General features: G+C 40.5%; 20 protein-coding genes. 3 read left to right on the top strand and 17 right to left on the bottom strand.

Translation table 11 applies throughout. The features are described from left to right. Nucleotides 1-6: 6 nt before the first annotated feature. Nucleotides 7-1,305, bottom strand: coding sequence for a phage/plasmid replication protein, II/X family (locus FIV04_RS07125; RefSeq protein WP_152468679.1), 1,299 nt, complete (start codon nucleotides 1,303-1,305; stop codon nucleotides 7-9). A 179-nt stretch (nucleotides 1,306-1,484) separates the two neighbouring features. On the opposite strand from FIV04_RS07125, the gene FIV04_RS07120 reads away from it, so the two are divergent. Beyond that, nucleotides 1,485-1,691: a hypothetical protein gene (locus FIV04_RS07120; protein ID WP_152468678.1), complete on the top strand. Its 207-nt coding sequence runs from the start codon at nucleotides 1,485-1,487 to the stop codon at nucleotides 1,689-1,691. Nucleotides 1,692-2,311: 620 nt separating this feature from the next. On the opposite strand, the gene FIV04_RS07115 is transcribed toward FIV04_RS07120, so the two are convergent. From FIV04_RS07115 to FIV04_RS07085, 7 genes are all read right to left on the bottom strand, one after another. Then, nucleotides 2,312-3,541: a zonular occludens toxin domain-containing protein gene (locus FIV04_RS07115; RefSeq protein ID WP_253895386.1), complete on the bottom strand. Its 1,230-nt coding sequence runs from the start codon at nucleotides 3,539-3,541 to the stop codon at nucleotides 2,312-2,314. A gap of 113 nt (nucleotides 3,542-3,654) precedes the next feature. Continuing rightward, complete coding sequence (locus tag FIV04_RS07110) at nucleotides 3,655-4,044, bottom strand: DUF2523 family protein (RefSeq protein ID WP_152468683.1); 390 nt, start codon at nucleotides 4,042-4,044, stop codon at nucleotides 3,655-3,657. Nucleotides 4,045-4,052: 8 nt separating this feature from the next. After that, the gene (locus tag FIV04_RS27095; RefSeq protein ID WP_216651668.1) at nucleotides 4,053-5,576 is read right to left on the bottom strand and encodes a virulence factor TspB C-terminal domain-related protein; all 1,524 of its coding nucleotides are present in this window, start codon (nucleotides 5,574-5,576) and stop codon (nucleotides 4,053-4,055) included. A 148-nt stretch (nucleotides 5,577-5,724) separates the two neighbouring features. Beyond that, complete coding sequence (locus FIV04_RS07100) at nucleotides 5,725-5,952, bottom strand: major capsid protein (protein ID WP_152468682.1); 228 nt, start codon at nucleotides 5,950-5,952, stop codon at nucleotides 5,725-5,727. A gap of 1 nt (nucleotide 5,953) precedes the next feature. Then, nucleotides 5,954-6,175 (bottom strand): hypothetical protein, encoded by a 222-nt coding sequence (locus tag FIV04_RS07095; RefSeq protein ID WP_152468681.1) that lies wholly within the window; start codon nucleotides 6,173-6,175, stop codon nucleotides 5,954-5,956. Nucleotides 6,176-6,189: 14 nt separating this feature from the next. After that, entirely contained in the window at nucleotides 6,190-6,471 is a 282-nt protein-coding gene (locus FIV04_RS07090) for a single-stranded DNA-binding protein (RefSeq protein WP_152468680.1), read from the bottom strand. A 10-nt stretch (nucleotides 6,472-6,481) separates the two neighbouring features. Next, on the bottom strand, nucleotides 6,482-7,780 hold the full coding sequence (locus FIV04_RS07085; RefSeq protein WP_152468679.1) for a phage/plasmid replication protein, II/X family: 1,299 nt from the start codon (nucleotides 7,778-7,780) through the stop codon (nucleotides 6,482-6,484). Between the two features lie 179 nt (nucleotides 7,781-7,959). On the opposite strand from FIV04_RS07085, the gene FIV04_RS07080 reads away from it, so the two are divergent. Further along, nucleotides 7,960-8,166 carry a hypothetical protein gene (locus FIV04_RS07080; protein WP_152468678.1) on the top strand — a complete coding sequence of 69 codons (207 nt, stop codon included), beginning with the start codon at nucleotides 7,960-7,962 and terminating at the stop codon, nucleotides 8,164-8,166. Between the two features lie 620 nt (nucleotides 8,167-8,786). Here FIV04_RS07080 and FIV04_RS07075 read toward each other — a convergent pair. The 7 genes from FIV04_RS07075 to FIV04_RS07045 form a co-directional block, all read right to left on the bottom strand. After that, nucleotides 8,787-10,016: a zonular occludens toxin domain-containing protein gene (locus FIV04_RS07075; RefSeq protein ID WP_253895386.1), complete on the bottom strand. Its 1,230-nt coding sequence runs from the start codon at nucleotides 10,014-10,016 to the stop codon at nucleotides 8,787-8,789. A gap of 113 nt (nucleotides 10,017-10,129) precedes the next feature. Beyond that, nucleotides 10,130-10,519 carry a DUF2523 family protein gene (locus FIV04_RS07070; RefSeq protein WP_152468683.1) on the bottom strand — a complete coding sequence of 130 codons (390 nt, stop codon included), beginning with the start codon at nucleotides 10,517-10,519 and terminating at the stop codon, nucleotides 10,130-10,132. 8 nt (nucleotides 10,520-10,527) lie between these two features. Further along, complete coding sequence (locus tag FIV04_RS27090) at nucleotides 10,528-12,051, bottom strand: virulence factor TspB C-terminal domain-related protein (RefSeq protein ID WP_216651667.1); 1,524 nt, start codon at nucleotides 12,049-12,051, stop codon at nucleotides 10,528-10,530. A 148-nt stretch (nucleotides 12,052-12,199) separates the two neighbouring features. Continuing rightward, complete coding sequence (locus FIV04_RS07060) at nucleotides 12,200-12,427, bottom strand: major capsid protein (RefSeq protein WP_152468682.1); 228 nt, start codon at nucleotides 12,425-12,427, stop codon at nucleotides 12,200-12,202. Between the two features lies 1 nt (nucleotide 12,428). After that, entirely contained in the window at nucleotides 12,429-12,650 is a 222-nt protein-coding gene (locus FIV04_RS07055; protein ID WP_152468681.1) for a hypothetical protein, read from the bottom strand. A gap of 14 nt (nucleotides 12,651-12,664) precedes the next feature. After that, nucleotides 12,665-12,946, bottom strand: a complete 282-nt coding sequence (locus tag FIV04_RS07050) for a single-stranded DNA-binding protein (protein ID WP_152468680.1) — start codon at nucleotides 12,944-12,946, stop codon at nucleotides 12,665-12,667. Between the two features lie 10 nt (nucleotides 12,947-12,956). Then, nucleotides 12,957-14,255 carry a phage/plasmid replication protein, II/X family gene (locus FIV04_RS07045; RefSeq protein ID WP_152468679.1) on the bottom strand — a complete coding sequence of 433 codons (1,299 nt, stop codon included), beginning with the start codon at nucleotides 14,253-14,255 and terminating at the stop codon, nucleotides 12,957-12,959. Nucleotides 14,256-14,434: 179 nt separating this feature from the next. On the opposite strand from FIV04_RS07045, the gene FIV04_RS07040 reads away from it, so the two are divergent. Beyond that, nucleotides 14,435-14,641 carry a hypothetical protein gene (locus FIV04_RS07040; RefSeq protein WP_152468678.1) on the top strand — a complete coding sequence of 69 codons (207 nt, stop codon included), beginning with the start codon at nucleotides 14,435-14,437 and terminating at the stop codon, nucleotides 14,639-14,641. 385 nt (nucleotides 14,642-15,026) lie between these two features. On the opposite strand, the gene FIV04_RS07035 is transcribed toward FIV04_RS07040, so the two are convergent. Next, the gene (locus FIV04_RS07035; RefSeq protein ID WP_152468677.1) at nucleotides 15,027-15,476 is read right to left on the bottom strand and encodes a hypothetical protein; all 450 of its coding nucleotides are present in this window, start codon (nucleotides 15,474-15,476) and stop codon (nucleotides 15,027-15,029) included. Next, nucleotides 15,473-15,748: a G5P family DNA-binding protein gene (locus tag FIV04_RS07030; RefSeq protein WP_152468676.1), complete on the bottom strand. Its 276-nt coding sequence runs from the start codon at nucleotides 15,746-15,748 to the stop codon at nucleotides 15,473-15,475. Before FIV04_RS07030 ends, FIV04_RS07035 begins: the two co-directional genes overlap by 4 nt. Nucleotides 15,749-15,760: the final 12 nt, after the last annotated feature.

Raw genomic sequence — 15,760 nt, 5'->3', positions numbered from 1 at the left:
ATATTCCTATGCACTTAATCTAATTACGTTTGAGGTATCAAAACCATATTGCTTACTTAAAATGCCGACTTCTGGCTCGACGTACCAATCAGGACGCTGATTAGAAAAATCAACATCAATAACTTGAAGCAAAGGAACAACGTTATCTTTTCCATTGCCTTGTAAATTCTGTAATTGAGCTTTACTGAAACCCGCATTTAAAAGCTCTTTAAGATGATCGTAAAAAGAACTGCTAGAAGAATAAGAGGACTTAACAGCGTCATAACCATCAGAAACTAGAGAACGGTAAAAACGAAAAACTCTATCAGCCTTCGAATAACTAACGTTGCCTTTTGGGGTAGTTCTAAAGTAAAGCTGCTTTAATTTTTTATGTATTTCTTCATCGTTAAAAATGTTCATTCTCTGTCCCTCCAATGCTTGCAGTAATGGGGCAAATGCTTTTAGCCAAATATCTTGAATTAATGACTTACCGTCTTTTTCGTAATTCTGTTGAAATCTAATTGCTTGTAATAAATTCTTTGGTACTTCCATCGCATCGAGATAACGTCTATGAGCACTAGCCTCAAAACGAACGAGATTGCGAGCAAAGTTAATAATTCTAGGGTCAGACATAACGTCAATAACACGGTCAAATTCGGTAACACCTGAAGCCTGAAGCGCCAACAGTCTGGATAACTGAGCGTCAAATTCTGGTTTCTTGAGATATGCCTTACGATTGCAGTGACGAGAGTTTTGAGTGAAATAACAAGTAGTTTCGTGCTCATTGCGAACACTTTTTCTCATCTGGTTATTGGATACGTTCTTAAGACAGTTAATAACCTGTTTAGCCTTGTTTTCATTTTCAACACGAGCCGAGTACGTAGCATCAAGACTATCGAGAGTTGCTTGGGTAACATCCAACATATCCCAAACTTGAGGGTAGTTATCCAAAAAAGCAGAAAGCATCTCATCAGAACCAAGAGCAATGGATGTAGAACCAAAGACGTTATGACCTTGAATGATTTTTGCAGGTGATCCTTTTAACTCTACACATGGAGAACGGTGCAAAGTACCCTGAAAAATCTTAAAAGCTATACCCGTAAAGTGAGTTGGAAGAGACTCGTAAGGGTGACGTAAATCAGCAACTTCATACTTGTTATCTAACTCCCCACCCTTGTAATGAACAGACTTAGCTTCGAGACCAATACCACGACGTGAGCACTCAATAATATTGACATACTCAATGCATTCACCAGTTTTAGAAACGCGAGTGTTAGTTACAAATTCGCGCTTAAAAGGTATCGATATTTTCAGCATATCTATCATACAGAACAACCATCATGTATACAGTTATCAAGTTACATTGATAACGAGCGTATACTGTATACATATTTCATGTCAACAGTTCTATTGTATAGACTAAGCTTTTGTATATGATCGTAATAAAGCAACATAAAAAGAAAAAAAACGTCAGTCAGAAATCAATTATTAAGGGTAAGTTACTGATGAAAAAGGCATTAATTGAAAATGTACGAATTAAGGCAGTGGAAGCAGAGGCACTAAAAGAGAGATCATTTGAACTGACAATGGAAAAAAAAGATTTTGTTAGAGAACCTGACATAGTTCACTTTTTGTTGATGCAATTCGCAGAAGGAAAGATCCAAGTAGAGCTTGATGAGAACGGCAAACTAAAGCTAAAAGACAAAGTTTAGCTGATGAAAATTCCGAAATTCGGACAAGAGTACACTATTAAAGATAGTGTACTCTCCAATCGAAAGCTCCCGACCCCGCGCTTCGCTTGCCTCGGCGTTCGGTAGCTTTCTTCGAAAAAAAAGAAAAAGGAAAAAAGAGAAAAGAACTCGCTGACGCTCAAACACTGGCGCGCCATGCTTGCGAATACAGGGGTGGTTCAATGCGTATTGTGAGAATTATATTACGGGCTATCACTAACAAAACGATTCTAGTGATGGGCATTAAAAAAGGCCGACAAGTCGACCTTCCTAATGGAGCACATCCCTAGCCCACGTTGTTGCACGCTCTAGGCCGTTGGCAAACCCTCAACATAATTCAGACCCATAATACGCACTAAGACACAGGTCGCTTCAGGCAAAGAAACACGAATAGAAACAGCCAAATAACCAAGAAATGCTCCAGAATGAAATCAATCACGCTATCAATCCTCCAGTAAAACTATAACCACCGACAAACACTCAACAAAGCCTACCCAAATTTAAGAGCGGCCTAGCAGAAATAAGGGTTTTCGTTTTCCTCTCTATCACTGCTACGCTTCGCTGTTTATCGCTCAACAACCTACATCAACCCCATAAGTTCATCACGTTCGCTTATCCCTGCGGGGCTCATCACCATCTGAATCACCAAACAAGGAATTAAATTCCTCCTCATCTTCTTCATCATCGACAGGAACCCGAACATAAAACGGATTACACATGATAGGTTTGCGAACATCGCCAACAATAAGATTGGCAAGACAAGGCGCAATCGGCTCAACAACAATACCTACGTCTGACGGATGAAAGACCGCATCATCTTCTGGACGATAAAAAGCATACTCGATGTGACCTTGTGACATGACAGAACCATTTATATAAACACCTTTAGAAATACTTTCAATGTATTCATTGAGAGATGAATCCACAGGAATAGTATCGGCAGCTGGCTCTTGAGTAGGTAAAACGACATTCGCACCCTGCTCTATTTCTGGCGCTGAAACTTCAGTTTCGGGATTGGCCTGTGAATCGATAAACGAATAAACCGAGTAAACCGAGTAAAGACAAAGAAAAATCGCAAGCAAACCTGCAAGCAATATCTTTGGAAATTGAAACTTGTGAGTATGAATTTCAGCAGACCAGTAGACACCATAAAACTTGGTGTCATGAGTCATGGCCTTTTTCTTACACTGCTTCTTATCGTGGTAGTTATCAGGGTCTATACACTTGGAAGATTCAAAGCGAGTAATCTGCTTACCACCAAACGGATTATGATAATGAACATGACGGCCAACTAACTTACGTAAGTTTTGGTCTGCAAAAGTCGGATGCTGAGTAATAAAGTGAATATCGTAACCACCATGACGGTGTTTCTCTAATCGAGCAATCGCTTCTGGCTTACGAGAACCGACGGGACGAGGTGGAAAAAAGTCCTGACATTCATCAATCAAAATAACCGAAGTTGTCGGCAGCTCAAACCAAGCATTTGGATCATCAAAATGGGTAAAGTGAAGATTGCAAACCTTAACTGTTTCCCAAGCATCTGCACTATTCTTTTGCTCATCGGTCATGCAGTCCAGCAAGTTATTAAGCTGAACAAGTTGCTTCTTGTCGTAGACCTTATTAACCCAGTGAAGCCAAGTGGAAAAGTGATTGTGTGAATCAAAGTGATTACGCAAGAAAGGAACATCATCAAGAGTGACAAAGTCCCCGTCTTTATGAATTGGCTTAAGTATTTTAGTAAGCTTACGTTTTAAAGCCTTGTCTTTAAGGTTTGGAAAAAACCAACCGTAGAACCAACCAGAAAAAGAACGACACACATCCATATCTAACATCAACAACTTAATGTTGTTATAGAAATACGGCCTTTCGGGATTATGTGAATTAACAATTTCTCGGAGACTGTTAAGGCTCTTACTCGCCCCAGGCAAACCCGTTCGTAAATAAATCATGCGCCAAACCCTCCAGTTTTAGAGCCTGGAGCACTCCAAACACTTCGAGAGAATTTACCCGCTTTCAAACCTTTGATAGTCATCAAAACAAAAGCAGAACTGAGCATTAGATTCAAAGCTTTATCAACCCACATAAGACCTAAAAGCTGAGGAACCGCAGCAGGAACCCCATCCATACCAGAAGCAGCAAATTCCAAAAGACGAGACGTAAACATATTAAAACCCGTAAAGGTTGTAACACCAAAACCGAAACTCAAAGCTATTTGGGTAACGGTAGAACCAAAGAAACCTGCTATCCAAGGAAGAGCACGACCAATCCAAGTAAATAGCCAACCAAATAAAAATGATGCAATAAACCAAAGAGCATTAAGAATAGAAGTCCACATAAATTCACCTATGAATGTTTAGCAATCATTAAAAACGAAGCAATAGAAGCAGTGAGCATAAGCATTGCCCTAATATATAAAGCAAGGTCACAGAAAGGTTGATAATTTAATTCAAATGAACCCAACCCATAAGCAACATTAATTGGACTAGGACAACCATCATCAAAACTAAAGCCGTTAGATTCATCATATTTACTCAAGCTATCAGATAAAACCTGTTCGCCATTCGATAAAAGATTAGGGTTTAATTTTTCATTATTGTAGCTCTCTAAAGAATTAATTAAATCATCACCAGATGAAGTTATTTTTCTTTTAGCATCGGTTTCTACTGTAGGGTCAATTTCTGTTTCAGTCATAGACTTAATTAAGCATTTATTATCCCAAGACTGACGAGCAATAAAACATTCGTAAGCATTACCAGAACAAGAAAAACTATTAGGCTGACAGTTATTAGCAGACGCGGAAGTTTTAGAACCCTCAGCAAGCTTATCTAATTTCGTACCTAGTTCATCTAATTTAGCACCATTAGCACCGATAGCAGAACCAACACTATCACTAGACGTTTTAAGATCATTTAGCAGTTTATTAGATTCGTTAATCTTGGTAATGACCCCAGATAAATCGACAGAGCCCTCGCCGCCAGAACCGCCACCGCCAGAACCGCCACCGCCAGAACCAGAACCGCCACCGCCAGAACCACCACCTCCAGAACCGCCACCTCCAGAACCGTCACCTCCAGAACCGTCACCTCCAGAACCGCCACCTCCAGAACCATCACCTCCAGAACCATCACCTCCAGAACCATCACCACCGGAACCGTCACCTCCAGAACCATCACCACCGGAACCGTCACCTCCAGAACCGCCACCTCCAGAACCATCACCTCCAGAACCGTCACCTCCAGAACCATCACCACCGGAACCATCACCACCGGAACCGTCACCTCCAGAACCATCACCACCGGAACCATCACCACCGGAACCGTCACCTCCAGAACCATCACCTCCAGAACCATCACCTCCAGAACCACCATCACCGCCAGTTGGAGGTTTTGGTGCGCCTTGCTTACAAGTAAATGAATAGTCATTTTTACTAACACAAGTACTAGAGAAATCAGTATAGAAATCAGGGTACTGAGCAGCACATGCATTACTTTGAGAAGCTACAAGACTGACCCACTGTGAACTGCCACAAAAATCGGGCTCTTCACATTTACCCGTAGTTTCACTCAGAGTTGTACCTTCTGGACAACTACTTATAAAACCACCACGAATCCAAGAGTTACCACAGCTACCCGCAGAATAAAAAGGATGAACATAACCCCCAGAAATCCACATATAATCGACGACACAAGTACCATATCCCTCTCGTTCACCGACACCCTTACAATAAGTAGCACTGTTAATAACATCACCCTTATTAACGTAACCACAGTGAGCAAGTTGACCGCTACCAAGAATTTTTATTAACCGGGCATTGGCAGAGTGAGAGAAACAAAAAAGCAAAAAGAAAACGAGTAAAAATCCCTTCACACCATCCTCCTAATTGCATCAGTTAGGACAAGAATGACGAAGATATAAAACAGGTCATTCATAGAAATGTAGACAGGCATAAAACCTCCAACGAGATCAAAAAAGGGAAGCGCGAGCCTCCCTGTTTAGTAGTCTAAAATTCAAAGGATTAGCCGAAGATGGCACCCTTAATCCATTTGTAAACAACCGCTAGACCAGCAAGGCCAATAAGAGCTTGACCAACAGAACCGATAGCAGCTGAACCATCAGTAGTGATTGCAGTCGTAGCAGCAGAAACATCGATTGCAGCATTAGAAACAGCAGAAACAGAAGATGCAGCTACAGCAACAGCGATAGACGTTTTGTTCTTTTTAAAGAACTGGATAACTTTTTTCATGTTAAGACCTATAACCTAATTGTTGGAGAACCAACTTAATAACGAAAACCAAACCATAAAGACTAGCTACAGCACCAACTATCATTGCCACATCTGCCTTTGAAATTTGGTCACTAACAACTGTCAATTCATTAGCTGTATAAAGGCTAGTAAATTGAAAAACACCATCAGCCGCTAACTGTTTAACAGCTAAATAACCATTCTCTGGATTAACGCAAAACATTAGCGGCCAAATTCCTATTGATTAACTGGGATCAAAAACATCTCGCGGCCAATTTCTAAATCGCCACGCATACCAACAACAAGAGAGTTCATACCTAAATGGTATTTACCCGCAGGCCAGAAAGGTTGACCCTCTTGAAGACGGATTTTAAATTCTTTCGGAAACTTGCCGCCAACGTGGGCGTAACCAATTTGGGACAACATGCGAAACGGCTTGTTGTTCTTTTGAGAAATACCCTCAAATACATCGATAGCTTCATTCTCTTTAAAAATTTCAATTAGTAGTTCGTTTTTCATTTGTATATTCCTATGCACTTAATCTAATTACGTTTGAGGTATCAAAACCATATTGCTTACTTAAAATGCCGACTTCTGGCTCGACGTACCAATCAGGACGCTGATTAGAAAAATCAACATCAATAACTTGAAGCAAAGGAACAACGTTATCTTTTCCATTGCCTTGTAAATTCTGTAATTGAGCTTTACTGAAACCCGCATTTAAAAGCTCTTTAAGATGATCGTAAAAAGAACTGCTAGAAGAATAAGAGGACTTAACAGCGTCATAACCATCAGAAACTAGAGAACGGTAAAAACGAAAAACTCTATCAGCCTTCGAATAACTAACGTTGCCTTTTGGGGTAGTTCTAAAGTAAAGCTGCTTTAATTTTTTATGTATTTCTTCATCGTTAAAAATGTTCATTCTCTGTCCCTCCAATGCTTGCAGTAATGGGGCAAATGCTTTTAGCCAAATATCTTGAATTAATGACTTACCGTCTTTTTCGTAATTCTGTTGAAATCTAATTGCTTGTAATAAATTCTTTGGTACTTCCATCGCATCGAGATAACGTCTATGAGCACTAGCCTCAAAACGAACGAGATTGCGAGCAAAGTTAATAATTCTAGGGTCAGACATAACGTCAATAACACGGTCAAATTCGGTAACACCTGAAGCCTGAAGCGCCAACAGTCTGGATAACTGAGCGTCAAATTCTGGTTTCTTGAGATATGCCTTACGATTGCAGTGACGAGAGTTTTGAGTGAAATAACAAGTAGTTTCGTGCTCATTGCGAACACTTTTTCTCATCTGGTTATTGGATACGTTCTTAAGACAGTTAATAACCTGTTTAGCCTTGTTTTCATTTTCAACACGAGCCGAGTACGTAGCATCAAGACTATCGAGAGTTGCTTGGGTAACATCCAACATATCCCAAACTTGAGGGTAGTTATCCAAAAAAGCAGAAAGCATCTCATCAGAACCAAGAGCAATGGATGTAGAACCAAAGACGTTATGACCTTGAATGATTTTTGCAGGTGATCCTTTTAACTCTACACATGGAGAACGGTGCAAAGTACCCTGAAAAATCTTAAAAGCTATACCCGTAAAGTGAGTTGGAAGAGACTCGTAAGGGTGACGTAAATCAGCAACTTCATACTTGTTATCTAACTCCCCACCCTTGTAATGAACAGACTTAGCTTCGAGACCAATACCACGACGTGAGCACTCAATAATATTGACATACTCAATGCATTCACCAGTTTTAGAAACGCGAGTGTTAGTTACAAATTCGCGCTTAAAAGGTATCGATATTTTCAGCATATCTATCATACAGAACAACCATCATGTATACAGTTATCAAGTTACATTGATAACGAGCGTATACTGTATACATATTTCATGTCAACAGTTCTATTGTATAGACTAAGCTTTTGTATATGATCGTAATAAAGCAACATAAAAAGAAAAAAAACGTCAGTCAGAAATCAATTATTAAGGGTAAGTTACTGATGAAAAAGGCATTAATTGAAAATGTACGAATTAAGGCAGTGGAAGCAGAGGCACTAAAAGAGAGATCATTTGAACTGACAATGGAAAAAAAAGATTTTGTTAGAGAACCTGACATAGTTCACTTTTTGTTGATGCAATTCGCAGAAGGAAAGATCCAAGTAGAGCTTGATGAGAACGGCAAACTAAAGCTAAAAGACAAAGTTTAGCTGATGAAAATTCCGAAATTCGGACAAGAGTACACTATTAAAGATAGTGTACTCTCCAATCGAAAGCTCCCGACCCCGCGCTTCGCTTGCCTCGGCGTTCGGTAGCTTTCTTCGAAAAAAAAGAAAAAGGAAAAAAGAGAAAAGAACTCGCTGACGCTCAAACACTGGCGCGCCATGCTTGCGAATACAGGGGTGGTTCAATGCGTATTGTGAGAATTATATTACGGGCTATCACTAACAAAACGATTCTAGTGATGGGCATTAAAAAAGGCCGACAAGTCGACCTTCCTAATGGAGCACATCCCTAGCCCACGTTGTTGCACGCTCTAGGCCGTTGGCAAACCCTCAACATAATTCAGACCCATAATACGCACTAAGACACAGGTCGCTTCAGGCAAAGAAACACGAATAGAAACAGCCAAATAACCAAGAAATGCTCCAGAATGAAATCAATCACGCTATCAATCCTCCAGTAAAACTATAACCACCGACAAACACTCAACAAAGCCTACCCAAATTTAAGAGCGGCCTAGCAGAAATAAGGGTTTTCGTTTTCCTCTCTATCACTGCTACGCTTCGCTGTTTATCGCTCAACAACCTACATCAACCCCATAAGTTCATCACGTTCGCTTATCCCTGCGGGGCTCATCACCATCTGAATCACCAAACAAGGAATTAAATTCCTCCTCATCTTCTTCATCATCGACAGGAACCCGAACATAAAACGGATTACACATGATAGGTTTGCGAACATCGCCAACAATAAGATTGGCAAGACAAGGCGCAATCGGCTCAACAACAATACCTACGTCTGACGGATGAAAGACCGCATCATCTTCTGGACGATAAAAAGCATACTCGATGTGACCTTGTGACATGACAGAACCATTTATATAAACACCTTTAGAAATACTTTCAATGTATTCATTGAGAGATGAATCCACAGGAATAGTATCGGCAGCTGGCTCTTGAGTAGGTAAAACGACATTCGCACCCTGCTCTATTTCTGGCGCTGAAACTTCAGTTTCGGGATTGGCCTGTGAATCGATAAACGAATAAACCGAGTAAACCGAGTAAAGACAAAGAAAAATCGCAAGCAAACCTGCAAGCAATATCTTTGGAAATTGAAACTTGTGAGTATGAATTTCAGCAGACCAGTAGACACCATAAAACTTGGTGTCATGAGTCATGGCCTTTTTCTTACACTGCTTCTTATCGTGGTAGTTATCAGGGTCTATACACTTGGAAGATTCAAAGCGAGTAATCTGCTTACCACCAAACGGATTATGATAATGAACATGACGGCCAACTAACTTACGTAAGTTTTGGTCTGCAAAAGTCGGATGCTGAGTAATAAAGTGAATATCGTAACCACCATGACGGTGTTTCTCTAATCGAGCAATCGCTTCTGGCTTACGAGAACCGACGGGACGAGGTGGAAAAAAGTCCTGACATTCATCAATCAAAATAACCGAAGTTGTCGGCAGCTCAAACCAAGCATTTGGATCATCAAAATGGGTAAAGTGAAGATTGCAAACCTTAACTGTTTCCCAAGCATCTGCACTATTCTTTTGCTCATCGGTCATGCAGTCCAGCAAGTTATTAAGCTGAACAAGTTGCTTCTTGTCGTAGACCTTATTAACCCAGTGAAGCCAAGTGGAAAAGTGATTGTGTGAATCAAAGTGATTACGCAAGAAAGGAACATCATCAAGAGTGACAAAGTCCCCGTCTTTATGAATTGGCTTAAGTATTTTAGTAAGCTTACGTTTTAAAGCCTTGTCTTTAAGGTTTGGAAAAAACCAACCGTAGAACCAACCAGAAAAAGAACGACACACATCCATATCTAACATCAACAACTTAATGTTGTTATAGAAATACGGCCTTTCGGGATTATGTGAATTAACAATTTCTCGGAGACTGTTAAGGCTCTTACTCGCCCCAGGCAAACCCGTTCGTAAATAAATCATGCGCCAAACCCTCCAGTTTTAGAGCCTGGAGCACTCCAAACACTTCGAGAGAATTTACCCGCTTTCAAACCTTTGATAGTCATCAAAACAAAAGCAGAACTGAGCATTAGATTCAAAGCTTTATCAACCCACATAAGACCTAAAAGCTGAGGAACCGCAGCAGGAACCCCATCCATACCAGAAGCAGCAAATTCCAAAAGACGAGACGTAAACATATTAAAACCCGTAAAGGTTGTAACACCAAAACCGAAACTCAAAGCTATTTGGGTAACGGTAGAACCAAAGAAACCTGCTATCCAAGGAAGAGCACGACCAATCCAAGTAAATAGCCAACCAAATAAAAATGATGCAATAAACCAAAGAGCATTAAGAATAGAAGTCCACATAAATTCACCTATGAATGTTTAGCAATCATTAAAAACGAAGCAATAGAAGCAGTGAGCATAAGCATTGCCCTAATATATAAAGCAAGGTCACAGAAAGGTTGATAATTTAATTCAAATGAACCCAACCCATAAGCAACATTAATTGGACTAGGACAACCATCATCAAAACTAAAGCCGTTAGATTCATCATATTTACTCAAGCTATCAGATAAAACCTGTTCGCCATTCGATAAAAGATTAGGGTTTAATTTTTCATTATTGTAGCTCTCTAAAGAATTAATTAAATCATCACCAGATGAAGTTATTTTTCTTTTAGCATCGGTTTCTACTGTAGGGTCAATTTCTGTTTCAGTCATAGACTTAATTAAGCATTTATTATCCCAAGACTGACGAGCAATAAAACATTCGTAAGCATTACCAGAACAAGAAAAACTATTAGGCTGACAGTTATTAGCAGACGCGGAAGTTTTAGAACCCTCAGCAAGCTTATCTAATTTCGTACCTAGTTCATCTAATTTAGCACCATTAGCACCGATAGCAGAACCAACACTATCACTAGACGTTTTAAGATCATTTAGCAGTTTATTAGATTCGTTAATCTTGGTAATGACCCCAGATAAATCGACAGAGCCCTCGCCGCCAGAACCGCCACCGCCAGAACCGCCACCGCCAGAACCAGAACCGCCACCGCCAGAACCACCACCTCCAGAACCGCCACCTCCAGAACCGTCACCTCCAGAACCGTCACCTCCAGAACCGCCACCTCCAGAACCATCACCTCCAGAACCATCACCTCCAGAACCATCACCACCGGAACCGTCACCACCAGAACCATCACCACCAGAACCGTCACCTCCAGAACCACCACCTCCAGAACCATCACCCCCAGAACCGCCACCACCAGAACCATCACCACCGGAACCATCACCACCGGAACCGTCACCTCCAGAACCATCACCACCGGAACCATCACCACCAGAACCGTCACCTCCAGAACCATCACCTCCAGAACCATCACCTCCAGAACCACCATCACCGCCAGTTGGAGGTTTTGGTGCGCCTTGCTTACAAGTAAATGAATAGTCATTTTTACTAACACAAGTACTAGAGAAATCAGTATAGAAATCAGGGTACTGAGCAGCACATGCATTACTTTGAGAAGCTACAAGACTGACCCACTGTGAACTGCCACAAAAATCGGGCTCTTCACATTTACCCGTAGTTTCACTCAGAGTTGTACCTTCTGGACAACTACTTATAAAACCACCACGAATCCAAGAGTTACCACAGCTACCCGCAGAATAAAAAGGATGAACATAACCCCCAGAAATCCACATATAATCGACGACACAAGTACCATATCCCTCTCGTTCACCGACACCCTTACAATAAGTAGCACTGTTAATAACATCACCCTTATTAACGTAACCACAGTGAGCAAGTTGACCGCTACCAAGAATTTTTATTAACCGGGCATTGGCAGAGTGAGAGAAACAAAAAAGCAAAAAGAAAACGAGTAAAAATCCCTTCACACCATCCTCCTAATTGCATCAGTTAGGACAAGAATGACGAAGATATAAAACAGGTCATTCATAGAAATGTAGACAGGCATAAAACCTCCAACGAGATCAAAAAAGGGAAGCGCGAGCCTCCCTGTTTAGTAGTCTAAAATTCAAAGGATTAGCCGAAGATGGCACCCTTAATCCATTTGTAAACAACCGCTAGACCAGCAAGGCCAATAAGAGCTTGACCAACAGAACCGATAGCAGCTGAACCATCAGTAGTGATTGCAGTCGTAGCAGCAGAAACATCGATTGCAGCATTAGAAACAGCAGAAACAGAAGATGCAGCTACAGCAACAGCGATAGACGTTTTGTTCTTTTTAAAGAACTGGATAACTTTTTTCATGTTAAGACCTATAACCTAATTGTTGGAGAACCAACTTAATAACGAAAACCAAACCATAAAGACTAGCTACAGCACCAACTATCATTGCCACATCTGCCTTTGAAATTTGGTCACTAACAACTGTCAATTCATTAGCTGTATAAAGGCTAGTAAATTGAAAAACACCATCAGCCGCTAACTGTTTAACAGCTAAATAACCATTCTCTGGATTAACGCAAAACATTAGCGGCCAAATTCCTATTGATTAACTGGGATCAAAAACATCTCGCGGCCAATTTCTAAATCGCCACGCATACCAACAACAAGAGAGTTCATACCTAAATGGTATTTACCCGCAGGCCAGAAAGGTTGACCCTCTTGAAGACGGATTTTAAATTCTTTCGGAAACTTGCCGCCAACGTGGGCGTAACCAATTTGGGACAACATGCGAAACGGCTTGTTGTTCTTTTGAGAAATACCCTCAAATACATCGATAGCTTCATTCTCTTTAAAAATTTCAATTAGTAGTTCGTTTTTCATTTGTATATTCCTATGCACTTAATCTAATTACGTTTGAGGTATCAAAACCATATTGCTTACTTAAAATGCCGACTTCTGGCTCGACGTACCAATCAGGACGCTGATTAGAAAAATCAACATCAATAACTTGAAGCAAAGGAACAACGTTATCTTTTCCATTGCCTTGTAAATTCTGTAATTGAGCTTTACTGAAACCCGCATTTAAAAGCTCTTTAAGATGATCGTAAAAAGAACTGCTAGAAGAATAAGAGGACTTAACAGCGTCATAACCATCAGAAACTAGAGAACGGTAAAAACGAAAAACTCTATCAGCCTTCGAATAACTAACGTTGCCTTTTGGGGTAGTTCTAAAGTAAAGCTGCTTTAATTTTTTATGTATTTCTTCATCGTTAAAAATGTTCATTCTCTGTCCCTCCAATGCTTGCAGTAATGGGGCAAATGCTTTTAGCCAAATATCTTGAATTAATGACTTACCGTCTTTTTCGTAATTCTGTTGAAATCTAATTGCTTGTAATAAATTCTTTGGTACTTCCATCGCATCGAGATAACGTCTATGAGCACTAGCCTCAAAACGAACGAGATTGCGAGCAAAGTTAATAATTCTAGGGTCAGACATAACGTCAATAACACGGTCAAATTCGGTAACACCTGAAGCCTGAAGCGCCAACAGTCTGGATAACTGAGCGTCAAATTCTGGTTTCTTGAGATATGCCTTACGATTGCAGTGACGAGAGTTTTGAGTGAAATAACAAGTAGTTTCGTGCTCATTGCGAACACTTTTTCTCATCTGGTTATTGGATACGTTCTTAAGACAGTTAATAACCTGTTTAGCCTTGTTTTCATTTTCAACACGAGCCGAGTACGTAGCATCAAGACTATCGAGAGTTGCTTGGGTAACATCCAACATATCCCAAACTTGAGGGTAGTTATCCAAAAAAGCAGAAAGCATCTCATCAGAACCAAGAGCAATGGATGTAGAACCAAAGACGTTATGACCTTGAATGATTTTTGCAGGTGATCCTTTTAACTCTACACATGGAGAACGGTGCAAAGTACCCTGAAAAATCTTAAAAGCTATACCCGTAAAGTGAGTTGGAAGAGACTCGTAAGGGTGACGTAAATCAGCAACTTCATACTTGTTATCTAACTCCCCACCCTTGTAATGAACAGACTTAGCTTCGAGACCAATACCACGACGTGAGCACTCAATAATATTGACATACTCAATGCATTCACCAGTTTTAGAAACGCGAGTGTTAGTTACAAATTCGCGCTTAAAAGGTATCGATATTTTCAGCATATCTATCATACAGAACAACCATCATGTATACAGTTATCAAGTTACATTGATAACGAGCGTATACTGTATACATATTTCATGTCAACAGTTCTATTGTATAGACTAAGCTTTTGTATATGATCGTAATAAAGCAACATAAAAAGAAAAAAAACGTCAGTCAGAAATCAATTATTAAGGGTAAGTTACTGATGAAAAAGGCATTAATTGAAAATGTACGAATTAAGGCAGTGGAAGCAGAGGCACTAAAAGAGAGATCATTTGAACTGACAATGGAAAAAAAAGATTTTGTTAGAGAACCTGACATAGTTCACTTTTTGTTGATGCAATTCGCAGAAGGAAAGATCCAAGTAGAGCTTGATGAGAACGGCAAACTAAAGCTAAAAGACAAAGTTTAGCTGATGAAAATTCCGAAATTCGGACAAGAGTACACTATTAAAGATAGTGTACTCTCCAATCGAAAGCTCCCGACCCCGCGCTTCGCTTGCCTCGGCGTTCGGTAGCTTTCTTCGAAAAAAAAGAAAAAGGAAAAAAGAGAAAAGAACTCGCTGACGCTCAAACACTGGCGCGCCATGCTTGCGAATACAGGGGTGGTTCAATGCGTATTGTGAGAATTATATTACGGGCTATCACTAACAAAACGATTCTAGTGATGGGCATTAAAAAAGGCCGACAAGTCGACCTTCCTAATGGAGCACATCCCTAGCCCACGTTGTTGCACGCTCTAGGCCGTTGGCAAACCCTCAACATAATTCAGACCCATAATGCGCAGTTGGGTTGTACTTATTGGGCATGGCGCTCTGGGCTTTCTGTTACGTTGAACCTTGTGACTGACAAGCTTTTACGAGCTGCGTCCATTGCTTGTTGGTCTGTTTTGTATGGCCCATAGATTTTGGTTTGGTGGCTTTGTTGCTCATCCACGTTTGCAACTGACATGAACCAGTCACCGATTAAAAACTCCGAGTCAGCCAGTTCATTTACTTCTAGGAAGTTTAAACCAACTACATTCGACACCATGCATTGAACTTGATTGGAGTCTTCACGGTACCCAAGCATCTTCACATGATTTTTATCTGACTCTCGCATCAACAACATTTCATGTAGCCACTCTAAGCTGTCGAAGATCTTTTTGTATTGTGCCTTTGCACGTTCATCATTGGCATCTTCAAGTGCTTCATCCACATCATTGTGTAACCAGCTAATGGATTGTTTGAGCTCTGCTGCTGTCATCATTTCATTGACCTCACAAGTTTGATACCGAAGCGCTTTAACTCAAGGCCGCCGAAGTTATTGACCGTGAAGCTTGAACTATCTAACTCGTAGTTTCCCGATTTATAAGCCGATTGCTCATCTTGCAATGATAGCTTCATTTCAACTGGGAACTTACCACCTAGATATGCGTAGCCGATTTGCTCTCTTATCGTTCTGGCTTGCTTACCATCTTTACCTGGCAATGTTCGTGTGATTGGTTGTTCATGTTCTGGGAAGATTTCTATTTTCAACATTTGGTTTCCTTA

It is taken from the genome of Vibrio sp. THAF190c, assembly GCF_009363355.1.
GTDB lineage: Bacteria > Pseudomonadota > Gammaproteobacteria > Enterobacterales > Vibrionaceae > Vibrio > Vibrio fortis_A.
This window is presented reverse-complemented; position numbering and strand designations above follow the sequence as displayed.

Coding starts and splice junctions, on each gene's coding strand:
- FIV04_RS07125 (WP_152468679.1), bottom strand. CDS start 1,305: ATGATAGATATGCTGAAAATATCGATACCTTTTAAGCGCGAATTTGTA.
- FIV04_RS07120 (WP_152468678.1), top strand. CDS start 1,485: ATGAAAAAGGCATTAATTGAAAATGTACGAATTAAGGCAGTGGAAGCA.
- FIV04_RS07115 (WP_253895386.1), bottom strand. CDS start 3,541: ATGTTAGATATGGATGTGTGTCGTTCTTTTTCTGGTTGGTTCTACGGT.
- FIV04_RS07110 (WP_152468683.1), bottom strand. CDS start 4,044: ATGTGGACTTCTATTCTTAATGCTCTTTGGTTTATTGCATCATTTTTA.
- FIV04_RS07100 (WP_152468682.1), bottom strand. CDS start 5,952: ATGAAAAAAGTTATCCAGTTCTTTAAAAAGAACAAAACGTCTATCGCT.
- FIV04_RS07095 (WP_152468681.1), bottom strand. CDS start 6,175: ATGTTTTGCGTTAATCCAGAGAATGGTTATTTAGCTGTTAAACAGTTA.
- FIV04_RS07090 (WP_152468680.1), bottom strand. CDS start 6,471: ATGAAAAACGAACTACTAATTGAAATTTTTAAAGAGAATGAAGCTATC.
- FIV04_RS07085 (WP_152468679.1), bottom strand. CDS start 7,780: ATGATAGATATGCTGAAAATATCGATACCTTTTAAGCGCGAATTTGTA.
- FIV04_RS07080 (WP_152468678.1), top strand. CDS start 7,960: ATGAAAAAGGCATTAATTGAAAATGTACGAATTAAGGCAGTGGAAGCA.
- FIV04_RS07075 (WP_253895386.1), bottom strand. CDS start 10,016: ATGTTAGATATGGATGTGTGTCGTTCTTTTTCTGGTTGGTTCTACGGT.
- FIV04_RS07070 (WP_152468683.1), bottom strand. CDS start 10,519: ATGTGGACTTCTATTCTTAATGCTCTTTGGTTTATTGCATCATTTTTA.
- FIV04_RS07060 (WP_152468682.1), bottom strand. CDS start 12,427: ATGAAAAAAGTTATCCAGTTCTTTAAAAAGAACAAAACGTCTATCGCT.
- FIV04_RS07055 (WP_152468681.1), bottom strand. CDS start 12,650: ATGTTTTGCGTTAATCCAGAGAATGGTTATTTAGCTGTTAAACAGTTA.
- FIV04_RS07050 (WP_152468680.1), bottom strand. CDS start 12,946: ATGAAAAACGAACTACTAATTGAAATTTTTAAAGAGAATGAAGCTATC.
- FIV04_RS07045 (WP_152468679.1), bottom strand. CDS start 14,255: ATGATAGATATGCTGAAAATATCGATACCTTTTAAGCGCGAATTTGTA.
- FIV04_RS07040 (WP_152468678.1), top strand. CDS start 14,435: ATGAAAAAGGCATTAATTGAAAATGTACGAATTAAGGCAGTGGAAGCA.
- FIV04_RS07035 (WP_152468677.1), bottom strand. CDS start 15,476: ATGATGACAGCAGCAGAGCTCAAACAATCCATTAGCTGGTTACACAAT.
- FIV04_RS07030 (WP_152468676.1), bottom strand. CDS start 15,748: ATGTTGAAAATAGAAATCTTCCCAGAACATGAACAACCAATCACACGA.